This window comes from Massilia sp. S19_KUP03_FR1, from assembly GCF_036688685.1.
In the GTDB taxonomy this organism is placed as follows: Bacteria; Pseudomonadota; Gammaproteobacteria; order Burkholderiales; family Burkholderiaceae_D; genus JALYUM01.
This window is the reverse complement of record NZ_JAQQPS010000002.1, coordinates 71,002-86,237: the sequence shown is the minus strand read 5'-3', so window position 1 is coordinate 86,237 and position 15,236 is coordinate 71,002. Positions and strand designations below refer to the sequence as shown.

The following is a 15,236-nucleotide window of genomic DNA, read 5'->3' as shown; positions in this document are numbered from 1 at the left end:
TGGACTAGCGGCGTGCCCTGAAGTTCACGCTTCGGCCGCCATAATTGCAGCAGATTCCAGTGGGGCAAGGGTGCGCAGTTTCAAGGCAATCAGCAGGGCCAGGCCCAGCGCGCCGCCCAGCACCAGCACCACGCCAGGCCAGTTGCGCCACTCCCACGCCACGCCGGCCACCCAGCCCACCACGCTCGATCCGAGATAATAGAAGAACAGGTACAGCGCCGAGGCCAGCGCCTGGGGCGCGCGCGCACGCCGACCAACCCAGCTGCTGGCCACCGAGTGCGAGGCGAAAAAGCCGAAGGTAAACAAACCCATGCCCAGCACGATGGTCGGCAAGAAATTGATTAACGTGAGCAGCAAGCCGCCCAGCATCGCGCCCATCACCAGCCACAGCACATTGCGCCGGCCCAGGCGGTCGGCCAGGCGCCCTGCCCAGACCGAGCTGAAGATGCCCAGCAAATACAGCAGCGACAGCAGGCCCACCACGCCAGGGCGCAGTGCGAACGGCGCGCCCAGCATGCGGTAACCAATATAGTTGTACAGGCTGACAAAGGCGCCCATCAGCAGGAACGCCAGCACGAACAGCCATGGCAGGCCAGCATCGGTGAAATGGCCGCGCGCGCCGCGCACCAAGCCGGCAATGCCGCGCGAACCGGGCCGGAAATTTTTCGATGCCGGCAGGCTGCGCCAGAATTCCCAGGCCGCGTACAGACCGGCCGCACCGATCAGCCCGAGCGCCGGGCGCCAGTTGTAAAAATCGCTGATCAGGGACGTCGCCATCCGGCCCAGCATGCCGCCGAACGCACTGCCACTAATATACAAGCCCATCGACAGGCCCAGCGCGCGCGGGTCGATCTCTTCGCTCAGATAGGCCATCGCAATGGCCGGCATGCCGCCCAACATGAAGCCGAGCAGGCCGCGCAGCACCAGCAGTTGCGGATAGGTTTGCGCGAAGGCGCACAGCACGGTCAGGATCGCGCCCAGCGTCATCGATGCCGCCATCATCGGCTTGCGTCCTACGCGTTCCGACAGCAGGCTTGAGACGATCAGCGAGACCGCCAGCATCCCGGTCGAGAGCGACAGCGCCAGGCTGCTTTGCGCCGCAGTGAGTGCAAACTCGTGCGACAGCATCGGCATCAGCGGCTGGATGCAGTACAGCAGCGCAAAGGTGGAAAAGCCGCCGAACATCATGGCGCGGTTGATGCGTTTGAAGTCGGCGGCGCCGGGGGAAATCGGGGCGACAGGAACAAGATCGGGGGTGACGCTAGTGGCTTGCATGACGGGGTCCTTGGATCGAAACCCATGTTAGGTTTGCACAGTCATACTGTCCAATATATATTAGAGGCGCTATTCATTGAAAAAATAGATGACTGGATACCATGGAACTGCGTCACCTGCGTTACTTCATCGCCGTCGCGGAAGAGTTGCATTTCACGCGCGCCGCCGCGCGCCTGCACATTGGCCAGCCGCCGCTGAGCCAGGCCATCCAGGCGCTGGAGAGCGATATCGGCGCGCAATTGCTGGAGCGCAGCAAGCGCTGGGTGCGCCTGACGGAAGCGGGGAAATTGTTCCTGGTTGATGCGCGCCGCATCCTGGCCCTGGCCGAGCAGGCCGGCGACACCGCGCGCCGCGCCGCCCGCGGCGAGGTGGGCGAACTGCGCATCGGCTTCACCTACTCGACACCCTACACGCCGCTATTTGCAAAACTGATCAACGGCTACCGCAGCCAGTTTCCGGCCGTGACCTTGACCCTGCACGAAATGGCCACCCTGCACCAGCTCGACGCGCTGATCCAGCGCACGCTCGACCTGTGCTTCATCCGCCCGCCCGACGGTCCCCTGCCCGACGGGCTCGAGAGCACAGTGCTGCGCACCGACCCGCTGCTGCTGGTGCTGCCCGAAACGCATCCGCTGGCAGCATGCGCCGTGGTGCCGGTCAGTGCGCTGGCGGGCTTGCCGTTCGTGATGTATCCGGCCAATGCGGGCGTGGGCATTTACGGGCTGATATTCAGATTGTGCCGGGCGGCGGGATTTGTGCCGCATATCGCGCAGGAGGCGGGCGAGGCGTCGACGATCATCGGGCTGGTGGCTGCGGGGTGCGGAATTTCCCTGTTGCCGTCATCATTCGACCGGATCCGGATGAATGGGGTGGTGTACCGGCCGCTGGACGACGCGGCGGCGACGACGCAGTTGATGCTGGTGCAGCGGGCGGGGGAGCGTTCCCCATTGATCGACGCGTTCACCGCGTTGGCGCGTGAAGCTGCCGAGCTCTGAAACCGTCACGCCGACGCTTGCCAGAGCTGGTGCCATGTTTTGCAACAAAACCTACCGTTTCAAATCAATCGCTCGATGACCTGCGCCAGAGATTGATGTCACCATCTTGCGCCACGGCGTCGATGGCCTGCAGCTCTTCCGGAGAAAATGCGAGATTGCGTAACGCGCCCACGTTCTCGCGGATCTGTGCGCTGCTCGATGCGCCGATCAGCGTGGAGCTGACGGTGGGGTCGCGCAGCACCCAGGCCAGCGCCATCTGCGTGAGCGTCTGGCCACGCCGAAGGGCGATCGCGTTCAAGTCGCGTACCCGCTGCAAATTGGTGTCGCTGAGGAATTCCGGCTTGAACGAGCCGCCACCGGGCCGATTGATGCGCGCATCGGCCGGCACCCCATCGAGATATTTGGTGGAAAGCAGGCCTTGCGCCAGCGCCGAAAAGCTGATGCAGCCGATGCCCTCCTCCTTCAATTTGGCGAGCAAGCCTTCCTTCTCGACCCAGCGGTTGAGCAGGCTGTACGACGGCTGGTGGATCAGGCAAGGCACTTTCCACTCTTGCAGCAAGTGCGCCATTTGCGCGGTATGCGACGCCGAGTAGGAAGACACGCCGACATACAGGGCCTTGCCCTGCTGGACTGCGTGCGCCAGCGCAGCGGCGGTTTCTTCCAGCGGCGTGTGCGGATCGAAGCGGTGCGAATAAAAAATGTCGACGTAATCGAGCTGCATGCGCTGCAAACTCTGGTCCAGGCTGGCGAGCATGTATTTGCGCGAACCGCCGCCCTGACCGTAGGGCCCGGGCCACATGTCGTAGCCTGCCTTGCTGGAAATGATCAATTCATCGCGGTAGGGCTTGAAATCGTCCTTGAAGTGGCGGCCGAAATTGCACTCCGCGCTGCCATACGGCGGTCCGTAGTTATTCGCCAGATCGAAGTGCGTAATGCCCAGGTCGAATGCCGTGCGCAGCATCTCGCGCTGCGTGGAAAACGGCGTGGTGTCGCCGAAGTTATGCCAAAGTCCCAGCGAGAGCAAGGGCAGCTGGAGTCCGCTTTTCCCCACGCGACGATACTGCATTTGTTCATACCGGTCTTCTGCTGCGCGATAGTCCATATTGCCCCCTACCAGCGCTGATGCACGAATGGTGCGATGTGGTGCTGATAGATGCTGCGCAGTTCATCCATTGTTTCCGATGGCAGTACAGGGAAGTTGCTGGCGGCGCTGTTGGCGGCGGCTTGCTCGGCATTTCTGGCACCAGGAATGACGGTGCTGACGGCATCTTCCATCAGGATCCAGCGCAGCGCAAATTGCGCCATGGTGACATCGCCAGGCACCAGGCGGCGGATTTCTTCGACCACGTCGAGTGCCACGTCATACGGCACGCCGGAGAAAGTTTCGCCCTTGTCGAACGCTTCGCCGTTGCGGTTGAAAGCGCGGTGGTCGTCGGCCGCAAATGCCGTATCGGCACGCATTTTTCCCGTCAGCACGCCGGACGCCAGCGGCACGCGCACGATGACGCCGATCTCGCGTTTTTTCGCCTCCGCGAAAAACAGCTCCGCAGGGCGCTGCCGGAAAATATTGTAGATGATCTGGATCGACGCCACGTTCGGGTAGGCGATCGCTTTCAGCGCCTCCTCCACTTTTTCCACCGATACGCCGTAGTGACGAATCTTGCCGGCGGCGACCATGCGGTCCATGATGTCGAATACTTCCGGACGGTAATACACGTCCGGCGGCGGGCAGTGCAGCTGCACCAGGTCGAGGCAATCGGTCTCCAGGTTGACCAGGGAGCGCTCGACAAACGCGCGCAGATTTTCTTCGTTGTAGCCATCGGCCACATGCGGCGTCAGCCGGCGCCCGGCCTTGGTGGCCACATACGGTCGTGCGCCGCCGCGTTCCTTGAGCACTTCAGCAATAAAGCGCTCGGAGCGACCGTCGCCGTAGACGTCCGCCGTGTCGATAAAGTTGGTGCCGGCGTCGAGCGAAGCATGCAGCGCCGCCTTGGCATCCACGCTGGAGACATCGCCCCACGCGCCGCCGATGGCCCAGGCGCCGAAGCCGACTTCGGAGATGTTGTGGCCGGTGCGGCCGAATGGTCGTAATTTCATGGTGATCTTTCCAATCAAGGCATCAGTTGCCCGCCGTTTACTTCAATAATTTGTCCGGTGATATAGCCGGACATCGATTCGGATGCGAGAAACAAAAAGGCACCCACACATTCCTGTGGCAGACCGGCACGGCCCATCGGAATGGTGGCGCTCTGCGCAGCCATCATGGACGCAGGCGTATCGCGCACGTGGAACGGCGTCAGGATGAGTCCCGGGGCCACAGCGTTGACGCGGATATTGTCGCCCACGAACTCTTTGGCCTGGCCACGCGTCAGGTTGCTGACAAAGCTTTTTGCCGCCGCATACAGCACCGCGCCATTGCCGCCGCCATTCCTCGCGGCAATCGACGTGGTGTTGATGATAAAGCCGCCGCCGGCCGCTTTCAGGTGTGGATGAACGGCAATGCTGGCCTGCCAGACCGACTTGGCGTTCAGGTCCAGCACGGCGTCGAAATGCGCATCGGTCGCCTCGGTGGTGGGAATGCGCCCGAGCATGCTGCCCGCGTTATTGATCAAGCCGTCAAGCCCGCCCAGCAGGCGCGCGGCCTCGGCGACCACCCGCGCCACTTCGCCCGCTGCGGACAGGTCACCCTGCAGCAGGGTAATCTGGCCGGGATACTGCGCGCGCAATTGTTCGGCTGGCTCAACGCTGGCGTTGTAGTGCAATACGACCTGCGCGCCTTGCGCGGCAAAGCCGAGCACCACGGCCGCGCCGATGCCAGTCGAGCCGCCGGTAATCAGGATGCGCTTGCCGGAAAGGTCCGCCAGCGTCAGTTGTGGTGCGGTCATGGTCTGTCTCCAGTTAGGACAGCAAAGATCGTACTGTGCTTGCGCGCCGCGATGCTAAAATTTCAAGTGAGCAGGATTCATTGAAGCGTTAAGGCCAATTCACTTATGTCTGTTTTTGATCGTGTCGAACTTGCCGACCTGCGGGTCTTCCTCACCATTATGCGCACGCGCAACTTCAAGGCCGCCGCGATCCAGCTTGGTGTGACGCCGTCAGCGGCCAGCCATGCAATGCGCCGGCTGGAAGAACGCCTGGGTGCCAAGCTGCTGAACCGGACCAGTCGCGCGGTCGCCCCGACCGACACCGGCCTGGCGCTGGCGGGGCGGCTGGAAGAAGGCTTCGATATGATCGGCAACGCGCTCGCCGAGATCGACGCCCCGGGCGCACGCCGCTTCGGCACCCTGCGCATCAACGTGTTTGCCGATGCGGCCCATCTGTTGATCGCGCCGGCCCTGCCCGCATTTGCGCGCCTTTGCCCGGACGTGAAACTGACGGTGGTGGTGGAGGACCGGCCCATCGATATCGTTGCCGAAGGGTATGACGCGGGCATCCGCTATGGCGACTATGTGCCGGAAGACATGATTGCGGTCGCCTTGTCCGGCCCACAGCGCTGGGTGGTCGCGGGTGCCCCGGCCTACCTGGCGCGCCGCGGCGAGCCGCGGCGCCTGGACGAGTTGGCCGATCACAGCTGCCTGCAACTGCTGCTGGGAGACAATTCAACCTACCGCTGGGAGCTCAATGGCAACGAGGCGGATGAGGCAAGGGGCAAGCGCGGCATCAGCGTGCCCGGCCTGATTACCATCAACAACACGGCCGCCACGATCAGCGCCGCCAAAGCCGGCGTGGGCCTGGCCTATCTGCTCGAGAGCCGCATCGCCGACGAGCTTGCCGACGGCAGCCTGCGCGTGGTACTCGACGCCCATGCTGCCGATGGCGAACCGTTCCATATGTACTACAGCAGTCGTCGGCACAAGCATCCGGCCCTGCGTACGCTGATAGATATTATTCGCGGACAGCAATTGCTGCCCCCCTTGCACTGACTGAAATTAGGTGTGAGCGAAGGGGTGCACCTGGCCGCGCCCGAGCCAGCATTACAAAATCTGCCCATCGACGAGAATGCGCAGTCGTTCGCCCGAAAAACCAGCTCGATGGCTGCCGTAAATCGCTTTGCCGATGGCTTCGTAATGATTGGAATCGTCGGCCTCAATGGAGACAGTCGCAGTCGGATGTTTGGCGCTGATTTTTTCCAGCGCTTCGGCAACGTCATTTGTCGACTGCAGCTTAATGCCATCCAGATCCACGCAGACGCTATCAGAAATTCTCAAAACAATTTTCTCATTCAAAATTATTCCTCCAGGAGTCCAACCGTTTGATGTGTGTACCATTGGTATCGGCCGCTGCTGCATGCGTGCGTGCTTGCGTTAAGGATACTCCGCATCCAGCTCCGACCCCGCATAATTCTCCATCTCTCCGAGCAAGGTCTTCATGGCCGCGCGCGTACCGATTTTCTGCAGCACGGTGCAGCTTTCCCGGTACGTCGCAATCCGGTCGACCATGATTTCCTGGTGCTGCGCCGGGATTTTTTCCAGCAACTGCTTCCAGCCAGCTTCAAAATCGGGCTTGTTCTTGCGCACCGATTTCACAAACCGTTCAAACTCTTTCTGTCCCGCGCGCGCGACGATGCGCCCGCCCCCTTCGACAGCAAAAATGATCGCCATGGCAATCACACCCTCGGCATTCAGGTCGGGATCGACCACCGGACCGTCGCTGTGGTGGCGGCGCAACCAGTTGGCTGCGCGCACGATTGCCTGCACGCCCTTGCGCTGCTTCAGTTCCTGCCGATAGCGGTCCCAGCCGGTCCAATTTTCGGTTGGCTCGGCGCTGCACAGATCGACCAATAAATCCTTCATGCGCCGCGCCGAATACACGGGGTCGTTGTCGTATTCGCTGACCAGCGTATCTTCCGGCAACGCAGCCAGGTCGCGCACCAGACGGAAGCCGGTCTGGAAGGCCTGCTCGGCGCCATGCTCGATCAGCCACACCAGGGCCGCCGCATCGGGCGCGAGGTCGACCTCTTCCTCTTCTTCCTCATCGTCCTCATCGTCGAACAGGTCGTCGTAAGCGGCATCCTGCGCTGCCGCCTGGGCTGCTTCCTGCTCCAGGCCGAGCGACACCACGCCCACCGTCAACAACAGCGCGCGGCCGATACCTTCGGCAGTGCGGTCGTTGGTGAATTTCTCGGCGACCATGGCCGTGATGCCGGCCAATTCCTCGGCCAGCCCTTCGGCGTCGTCATCCTGCCCCATCTGCGGCAGCTTGCGCATGGCGCGTATCAGCAGCGGCAACTGCTCGACCACGAGGGCCGGCAGCATGTTCGGCGCCGCCGTCTTGTCCACCCCGGTCACGAGAAGATATCCGTGCCGATACTGCGCCGGCCGCTGCGTTTCGACGTGGTGCTGCGCGTCGACGGTACCTGCTTGCGCAAGCGGTACAGCAATTCCTTGGTCGAGCGCTGCATGAAGGGCTGCTCTTCGTCCGGGTCGTCGGTGAACTCGGCGTCGGCCAGATCGGCGCTGTGGCGGAACTCGGGGAACAGTTCAAACAGTGAGCGGTCCCAGCCGTCTTCACTGGCCTGGGCCAGGTCGATGGCCACCGGCACGATATCGCTGTCGGACGAGGTCTGGCCCGTCACATACGCGCCCTTGGTGATGATTTCGCCGGCCACTTCCAGGATTTCTTTTGGCGCCAACGAAAACAGCGTCGCGAAAATGGTGGCCCCGTGGTCGGTGGCAGTGGCTTCAAACAGCAGTTCGCGCCGGCGTTCCAGGTCGTCGGTGGAATACACCACGCCATGCACGTGCGAAAACAGCGACTCGGCCAGGCGCTCCGGGTCGTCCTCGATATTGTCGTCCGACCACACCGCGGCGAAGAACGCCAGGCTGTCGGCCCACGCTTTTGGCGGCACCAGCAAGGTCGCCAGCGACGTCTTGCCGCCGTCGAAACCGGCCAGGTGCAGCGCGGTAACTTGTGGCGCCAGCGTGCTGAGCACTTCGGCGACAGCCAGGTCGCCATGGGTCTCGGCAGCTTGCGAAAACGCTTCTTCGGCATGGGCCAGCGAGCCGGCCAGCACCAGCTCGCTCACCTGTTTGGACAGTGCCGGCAGATTGCTCTTTTCGCTCATCGGGAGTCTCCATCCTGGTCGAACACGTTGGCGAAGTCGTCGGTGGCGCCGCCATCGCTATCGTGGCTGTCCTCGTCGTAGTCCTGCGCGCCGTCGTCGTCTTTCGAGAGTTGCTCGAGCGACTGGTCGTCGTCTTCCCATTTGCGCTGGTTCTTGAACAGGAACGCCGTGATGATGGCCTGGCGCGCCAGTTCCGGATGGTGCTCGGTCATGGCGGCGTACATTGCCTCGCCTTCCGCATCGCATTTGGCCATGCCGAACACGCTGGACGGATCGTCGCTTTCATAGTCGGCGGCGGCTTTCAACAACCCTTTTGGATCGGTGAAGCTGATGCGGTCGACCAGCGCAAAGCTCATCATGTTGACATCTTCGATGCCGCCGCCGCCCGCATACTCGGAGACCAGCGCGTCGACCATCATCTTGTAGTTTTTCTTGTTGGGCGGGTCGCCCAGGATGCCGTCGATCTGGCCGTCGAGCTCGCGCGACTGGTAAGCAAATTCGGGATGTACTCGTGTCATGGTGATTCCTGTTCTTTATAAAAAATTTACGCCGCCAGTGCCACGCCGTTCAGGCTGAACACCTGGCGCCACAACGCGTGGGCTTCAGCTTCGGCATCGAGCACGATGCGGTGGTTCACGCTCTGGTTGTATTCCTCGCGCTTGACCGGGTCGGACAAGATTTCATAGGCCTTGCTGACGGCCTTGAAGCGCGCTTCGGCGCCCGGCGCGCTATTGCGGTCGGGGTGATAACGCATGGCCAGCGAGCGGTAGATCTTCTTGATCTCGTCATCGCTGGCATTCGGGGCCACGCCCAGAGTCGCGTAGTAATTTTCCATTTGAACTTTCCGGTGGCAAGCGAAAAAAAGGCTAATCGATCATTATCCTCCAGATCGGGTTTATCCGGAAACACCGCGCGATTGTATGCCGCCACAGCCCGGGCCGCGACAGCGACACGGGTACGGTAAAATGGCTGTTACTTTATTCACCCAGGCAAGTTTCCATGAGCATTGAAAAGAATTCCGCGGCGCCTGCGGCCAATGCGCCGCCGTCCAACTTTCTGCGTGCGATCGTCGACAACGACATTGCCGCAGGGACGCACGATCGTCCGGGCATGCCGTCTGTCATCACCCGTTTCCCGCCGGAGCCAAATGGCTACCTGCACATCGGTCACGCCAAGTCGATCTGCCTCAATTTCGGCATGGCGCGCGATTACAACGGCCGCTGCCACCTGCGTTTCGACGACACCAATCCGGAAAAAGAAGACCAGGAATACGTCGACACCATCATGGACAGCGTCAAATGGCTCGGCTTTTCGTGGGAGCAAGGCGGCCAGGCCTACCTGCACTACGCCAGCGACTACTTCGACCAGCTGTACGCAATGGCGGAATACCTGATCGAACACGGTCACGCCTATGTCGACAGCCAGAGCGCAGATGACATGGCCAAAAACCGCGGCAACTTCGGCACGCCCGGCACCAATTCGCCGTTCCGCGACCGCCCGGCTGCCGAATCGCTGCAATTGCTGCGCGACATGAAGGCCGGCAAGTACCCGGATGGCGCCCACATCCTGCGCGCCAAAATGAGCGACGACGCCATGGCATCGTCGATCATGACCAACCGCGACCCGGCGCTGTACCGCATCCGCCACGCGCACCACCACCGCACGGGCGACGCCTGGTGCATCTACCCGATGTACGATTACACGCACCCGATCTCGGATGCGCTGGAAAGCATCACGCATTCGCTGTGCACGCTGGAATTCACCGACCACCGGCCGTTCTACGACTGGCTGCTGGCCACCCTCGCACCGGGCGGCTTTTTCACGCCACCAGTGCCGCGCCAGTATGAATTCTCGCGCCTGAACCTGACCTACCTCGTGATGAGCAAGCGCAAGCTGCGCCAGCTTGTGGACGAAAACATCGTGTCCGGCTGGGACGATCCGCGCATGCCAACCCTGGTCGGCCTGCGCCGCCGCGGTTACTCGCCGGAATCGATTCAATTGTTTTGCGAGCGCATTGGTGTGTCGAAGGCCGATGCCTGGATCGACATGAGCACGCTGGAAGGTTCGCTGCGCGACGACCTCGACCCGAAGGCGGCGCGCGCGATTGCCGTGCTGCGTCCGTTGAAACTGATCGTTGACAATTTCCCTGCGGGCGAAACGGTCGAGTGCAGCGCACCGGTTCACCCGCACCATCCGGAAATGGGGTCGCGTGCCTTCCCGTTCAGCAAAGAACTGTGGATCGAGCAGGAAGACTTCATGGAAACCCCGGTCAAGGGTTATTTCCGCTTCACGCCGCCGACGGCCGACAAACCGGGTTCGCGCGTGCGCCTGAAATACGGCTTCATCGCCGAGTGCACCGGCTTCGACAAGGATGCGGACGGCAAGGTCATCGCTGTCCACGTGAACTATTTCGAAGACTCGAAATCGGGCACGCCGGGCGCCGACACCTATAAAGTCAAGGGCACCATTACCTGGGTCAGCGCAGCCCACGCACTGGAGGCGGAAGTGCGCCTGTACGATCGCCTGTTCCTCGACCCGAATCCGGACGCTGGCGGTAAAGACTTCAAGCTGGCCCTCAATCCGAACGCGCTGGAAACCGTGACGGCTTACCTGGAGCCGTCGCTGGCGGCCGCGGTCGGCGAGCAGCGCTTCCAGTTCGAGCGCCACGGTTACTTTGTTGCCGACAGCGTCGATTCGACGCCTGGCAAACCGGTCTTCAACCGCGCCGTGACCTTGAAGGACAGCTGGAAATAAGCTGATTGCCGCGCACGCTATCAAGCCCGCCCCGGTTCGCCGCGGCGGGCTTTTTTGTATAGTGGGGCCATGCCATCAAACCAGCCACATCCCCACACGCCGGACGGCCGCTACTTCGTCGTAAAGGGCCGCTTGTGGCGTACCAGCAATCCGGGCCTGGCACCCGACGTGCGCCAGGCATTGGTGAACCAGTTGATGCGGGCACGGCGCGAAGTCGGGCTGGCGCTGAAGGCAGGCGACGCCGCTGCCGAGGGCAGCGCGCGCGCCGCAGTCGATGCGGCAAAACATGGCCTCGGTGAGCGTGGCCAGGTCTGGTGGACCGATGGCGCACCGGATTTCAACCGGAAGATGGCCGCAAACACGCCGTATGCTGGGTGGTTCGCCGCGCTCGATGCGTCAGGCTGATCGTCCGGTGCCGGGCAATCAACCGATGTCGAAAACAGCGCGTATCAAAAAACCGGGCCTATAGGGTCAGTGTCGAATTATTGGGCAACTATAGAAAATTGCTCAATAAATCTACTCTGACCCTAATTGTTGGGCAATTGTTCGACGCTGAAAAGAATGAGGGTCAGAGTAGATTTAATCGACAACTATGGAAAATTGCTCGATAAATCTACTCTGACCCTAATTGTTGAGCACTTGTTTTTTGGAAGTGGCTTGGGATCTATGGAATGACGTCGAACACCAGCACCTGCGTCACCTGCTTCTTGCTGAAATTATCGTCCGAGATGAGCACCAGGCTGGCGTGGCCATTCGGCAGCACCGGGCCGAACGCCATGCCTTCCAGGTTGTCCACCGTGGGCAAGCCAATCGCGTTCAGGTCCAGCACCAGGCGTTTGGCTGCAGGGCGGTACGACGCACCCGCGAGCGTCGGCAGGCTGCTGACATCGGTGGCCCCGGCGGTGTCGATTTCGTAGATGCGCACGTAGGTCGTGTACACCCCGGCATCGTTCTCGATCCCGGCGCGCTCCAGCGCCAGCAGGCGGCTCGGGCCGATCGCGAGCAACTCCGCAATGCCGATGTCCGCGTTCTTGCCCTTGCCCGGCGCGGCAGGCAGCACCCCGAGCGGATACACATACTGGCCCAGCACCTTGCCGTCACGCGCGAAATGGGTGATGCGGTTCACCGCGCCGCGCGCTGTATCGGGCACGTCACCGTCCTGGTACAGCGGCCCTTCGAGCGAGACCCACAGCGTCTTGCCGTCTGGGGCGAAACTGAGGCCTTCGAACGCCTGGTTGTCGCGCGGGCCAGAGCGTTTCGCCTGGTCGACCTTGAACAGCGGCGGCAACGGCAGTTCGGCCAGGTAGCGTCCATCTGGCGCGGCGCGGCGCACGAAGGGGTGCAGGCCCAGCTTGACGTCGCCTTCACTGGTGTACCAGAGGCTGCCGTCCTGCGGGTCGATCCGCACCGCCTCCAGGTCGGGCACCACCCCGGCGCGCGCGGGGTACTGCTTGCTCGATGGATAAGGGCTGCCATCCGGCTGCAGCATGGTATGTACCGAGGTCAGCTCGATTGCGGTAAACGCCTTGTCGTCGTAGCGCAAGCGGGCGCGGTAGTAGCGGGCCGGATTCTGCTCGGAACGGTCGTCGGAAATCATGACCCAGTCGCCATGGACGGGATCGTAGTCGATGCCGGACAGGCCGCCGACGATGGTGCCATTGAACACCGGCCGGTGGGGCAGACGCTGCTCGCCGATCAGGCGCAGCTGGGAAATCGTGTCCGCTGCGCTGCGCGCCGGCGGCAACTGGGCGCAGCCGCCCAGCAGGACGGCACTGGCCAGGGAGAGGATGGCGAAGCGCAAAGTGGTAAATCGGCTGGGAGTCATGTTGATCTGCGTCGGGTTGATGGATGCTTGAAAGCACGCAAATCCTACGCTACGTCAGGCTTTTTTGCTCAGCAGGAATGCCCACTGCATGGAACGGGCCGAATTGGCGTCGCAAGCATCGCCGGTATTGCCTTCATTGATACTGAAAGCTACTATTGGAAGCGAGCCCAGGCACATTCCCCAGTGGGTGTTACGAGGATCGCCATGCACCTTTCGTCCAGCCCGTTTCCACGCCGCCTCACATGGCTACCGGCCTACTGGACCGGCGTGGTGCTGTCATGCTCGGTCGGCGGCCTGTTCTTTGCCGCCACCGAGAAAACCATCGAGGCCGACGCCGGAGAACGCTTCCGCAATATGGCGCTGACGGCGCAAAGCGCGATCACGGGCCGCATCAAGACTTACACCGATGTCCTGCGCGGCAGCGCCAGCCTGTTCCAGACCCAGAACGACCTGACACGCGAGCAATTTCACCGCTACGTCGACGGCCTGAACCTGGAAAAGGAATTTCCCGGGATCGAAACCATCAATTTTGCACGCCACGTGACCGACGCCGAGCGCGCCGCGTTCGAGGCCGTGCAGCGCGACGACCTGGCCAAGGTCGCGTCCGGCTACCCCGCGTTCGCCATCAAACCACCCGGCCGGCGCGCCGAATACACGGTGCTGACCTATATCGAGCCGATCTCGGCATGGGCCAAAAAATTCGGCACAGACTTGCAGATCCTGCCGGCGGTGGAAGCCTCGCTGCTTGAGTCGCGCGACACCGGCTTGCCGACCTCGTCCGGTACCAAGGTCACGCTCAACTCGACCACCGTCGGACTCGGCATGCGCATGCCGATTTACCGCTCGGATCTGCCGCGCAGCACGGTTGCCGAGCGGCGCGCCGCCTACGTCGGCTCGGTCGGCATCGGCTTTTCGGTACAGAACCTCGTGAAAGGCGCGCTCGACGACATCCCGGTGCACGACGTGCGCCTGCGCCTGATCGATCCGCAAGCGCTCGCCGTGCAAGCCATGCGCCAGCCGCAGGTGCTGTACGACAGCATGTCGGGCGAAGAACGCGAGACGTCGGCACTGAACCCGGACGGCCAGTACTTCCACGTGGCGCTACCGGTCGAATTCAACCGACGCCGCTGGGAAGCCCATTTCAGTATCCACAAGCAAAACCTGTACACCGGTTTCGATGCCTATGTCCCTTGGCTGGCCATGCTGGCCGGGGTCACCAGCAGCGCCCTGCTGTATGCCCTGTTCCACACGCTGGCCTCGTCGCGCCGGCGCGCCCTGAAGCTGGCCCAGGACATGACCCAGGAACTGCGCAGCAGCGAGGGCCGCCTGCAAATTTCGAATGAGAACCTGCGCCGCCTGGCCGCCCACACCGAAAATATCAAGGAAGGCGAGCGCAAGCGCATTGCGCGTGAAATCCACGACGACCTGGGCCAGAATTTATTGGCGCTGCGCATCGAAGCCGATTTGCTGGCCTCGCGCACCAGCGCCCGCCACCCCCAGTTGCACGCGCGCGCGCGCCGCACCTTGCAGCAGATCGACATCACCATCAAAAGCGTGCGCCAGATCATCAATGACCTGCGTCCGAACGTGCTCGATCTGGGCCTCGGCGCGGCAGTCGACTGGCAAGTGGCGCAATTTCGCCAGCGCACCGGGATTGCCTGCGATGTGATGGAAGACCTGGACGACATGGCCATCGACGATGGCTGCGCCACGGCGCTGTTCCGCATTCTGCAGGAATCGCTGACGAATATTTCGCGCCACGCCCAGGCCACGCGCGTGCGCGTTGAATTGCGCTTGCTGCATGCGCGCATCACGATGACCATCAGCGACAACGGCGTCGGCATGGATTCCGCCAAGCGCGACAATCCGGGCTCGTTCGGCCTGGTCGGCATCGAGGAACGGGTCAAGATCCTGGGCGGCGCCTTCACCGTCACCAGCCGTCCCGGCGCCGGCACGACGATCGAAGTGAGCGTGTCGGCAGCACTGAACCTGGCAGTCCCGGCGCCGATCATGCCGCCACCAGTGCAGGCTGCGGCACTGATGCGCACGCTGACGCGGGTCTGACGGCACCGGCGCAGCGCCCTGCTGAGTCGGTTTTTTCCCACACCTTCCATATGGCACGGCGCGCTGTCAGCCGACGCCCCTCGGCACTAAGAATCCACCGAGCAAGAATTGACGTGGATCAATCCTTTCCTGTTGATCTCGGGCAAAGTCGGCTTCATCGACGAACCCGAAAAGGAGGCCCAAGCCGGATCGACAAACCCATCGCAGCAACGTACTGCAGCAGCATAAAACCCATATTAATCACGCCGAAATGAAGGAA

15 protein-coding genes are annotated in these 15,236 nt (G+C 62.3%); 5 read left to right on the top strand and 10 right to left on the bottom strand.

The features are described from left to right. Positions 1 to 24 precede the first annotated feature (24 nt). On the bottom strand, positions 25 to 1,275 hold the full coding sequence (locus V6M87_RS02100) for an MFS transporter (RefSeq protein ID WP_332848071.1): 1,251 nt from the start codon (positions 1,273 to 1,275) through the stop codon (positions 25 to 27). 101 nt (positions 1,276 to 1,376) lie between these two features. Between V6M87_RS02100 and V6M87_RS02095 the strand changes: the two genes are divergently transcribed. Further along, on the top strand, positions 1,377 to 2,270 hold the full coding sequence (locus tag V6M87_RS02095) for a LysR substrate-binding domain-containing protein (protein WP_332848070.1): 894 nt from the start codon (positions 1,377 to 1,379) through the stop codon (positions 2,268 to 2,270). Positions 2,271 to 2,334: 64 nt separating this feature from the next. Here the strand turns inward: V6M87_RS02095 and mgrA are convergent, their stop codons facing one another. The 3 genes from mgrA to V6M87_RS02080 are packed head-to-tail and all read right to left on the bottom strand — an operon-like array spanning position 2,335 to position 5,155. Then, positions 2,335 to 3,372, bottom strand: a complete 1,038-nt coding sequence (gene mgrA, locus V6M87_RS02090; RefSeq protein WP_332848069.1) for an L-glyceraldehyde 3-phosphate reductase — start codon at positions 3,370 to 3,372, stop codon at positions 2,335 to 2,337. An 8-nt stretch (positions 3,373 to 3,380) separates the two neighbouring features. After that, the gene (locus V6M87_RS02085) at positions 3,381 to 4,367 is read right to left on the bottom strand and encodes an aldo/keto reductase (protein WP_332848068.1); all 987 of its coding nucleotides are present in this window, start codon (positions 4,365 to 4,367) and stop codon (positions 3,381 to 3,383) included. 14 nt (positions 4,368 to 4,381) lie between these two features. After that, positions 4,382 to 5,155 (bottom strand): SDR family NAD(P)-dependent oxidoreductase, encoded by a 774-nt coding sequence (locus V6M87_RS02080; protein ID WP_332848067.1) that lies wholly within the window; start codon positions 5,153 to 5,155, stop codon positions 4,382 to 4,384. 105 nt (positions 5,156 to 5,260) lie between these two features. On the opposite strand from V6M87_RS02080, the gene V6M87_RS02075 reads away from it, so the two are divergent. Beyond that, positions 5,261 to 6,193, top strand: coding sequence for a LysR family transcriptional regulator (locus tag V6M87_RS02075; protein ID WP_332848066.1), 933 nt, complete (start codon positions 5,261 to 5,263; stop codon positions 6,191 to 6,193). A 51-nt stretch (positions 6,194 to 6,244) separates the two neighbouring features. On the opposite strand, the gene V6M87_RS02070 is transcribed toward V6M87_RS02075, so the two are convergent. The 5 genes from V6M87_RS02070 to V6M87_RS02050 all read right to left on the bottom strand — a co-directional run bounded on the left by V6M87_RS02070 (position 6,245) and on the right by V6M87_RS02050 (position 9,169). Next, positions 6,245 to 6,496, bottom strand: a complete 252-nt coding sequence (locus V6M87_RS02070) for a hypothetical protein (RefSeq protein WP_332848065.1) — start codon at positions 6,494 to 6,496, stop codon at positions 6,245 to 6,247. A gap of 78 nt (positions 6,497 to 6,574) precedes the next feature. After that, entirely contained in the window at positions 6,575 to 7,525 is a 951-nt protein-coding gene (locus tag V6M87_RS02065) for a hypothetical protein (RefSeq protein WP_332848317.1), read from the bottom strand. A gap of 29 nt (positions 7,526 to 7,554) precedes the next feature. After that, the gene (locus tag V6M87_RS02060; protein WP_332848064.1) at positions 7,555 to 8,334 is read right to left on the bottom strand and encodes a hypothetical protein; all 780 of its coding nucleotides are present in this window, start codon (positions 8,332 to 8,334) and stop codon (positions 7,555 to 7,557) included. Beyond that, the gene (locus V6M87_RS02055; protein WP_332848063.1) at positions 8,331 to 8,852 is read right to left on the bottom strand and encodes a hypothetical protein; all 522 of its coding nucleotides are present in this window, start codon (positions 8,850 to 8,852) and stop codon (positions 8,331 to 8,333) included. Before V6M87_RS02055 ends, V6M87_RS02060 begins: the two co-directional genes overlap by 4 nt. Positions 8,853 to 8,878: 26 nt before the next feature. Then, positions 8,879 to 9,169 (bottom strand): DnaJ domain-containing protein, encoded by a 291-nt coding sequence (locus V6M87_RS02050; RefSeq protein ID WP_332848062.1) that lies wholly within the window; start codon positions 9,167 to 9,169, stop codon positions 8,879 to 8,881. Positions 9,170 to 9,333: 164 nt separating this feature from the next. On the opposite strand from V6M87_RS02050, the gene V6M87_RS02045 reads away from it, so the two are divergent. Continuing rightward, positions 9,334 to 11,088, top strand: a complete 1,755-nt coding sequence (locus V6M87_RS02045; protein ID WP_332848061.1) for a glutamine--tRNA ligase/YqeY domain fusion protein — start codon at positions 9,334 to 9,336, stop codon at positions 11,086 to 11,088. Between the two features lie 69 nt (positions 11,089 to 11,157). Further along, a complete protein-coding gene (locus V6M87_RS02040; protein ID WP_332848060.1) occupies positions 11,158 to 11,493 on the top strand; it encodes a hypothetical protein in 336 nt (111 codons plus the stop codon). A 259-nt stretch (positions 11,494 to 11,752) separates the two neighbouring features. Here V6M87_RS02040 and V6M87_RS02035 read toward each other — a convergent pair whose 3' ends face one another. Then, positions 11,753 to 12,913, bottom strand: a complete 1,161-nt coding sequence (locus V6M87_RS02035) for an esterase-like activity of phytase family protein (protein ID WP_332848059.1) — start codon at positions 12,911 to 12,913, stop codon at positions 11,753 to 11,755. A 204-nt stretch (positions 12,914 to 13,117) separates the two neighbouring features. On the opposite strand from V6M87_RS02035, the gene V6M87_RS02030 reads away from it, so the two are divergent. After that, positions 13,118 to 14,977: a CHASE domain-containing protein gene (locus V6M87_RS02030; RefSeq protein ID WP_332848058.1), complete on the top strand. Its 1,860-nt coding sequence runs from the start codon at positions 13,118 to 13,120 to the stop codon at positions 14,975 to 14,977. The last annotated feature ends 259 nt before the right edge of the window (positions 14,978 to 15,236 follow it).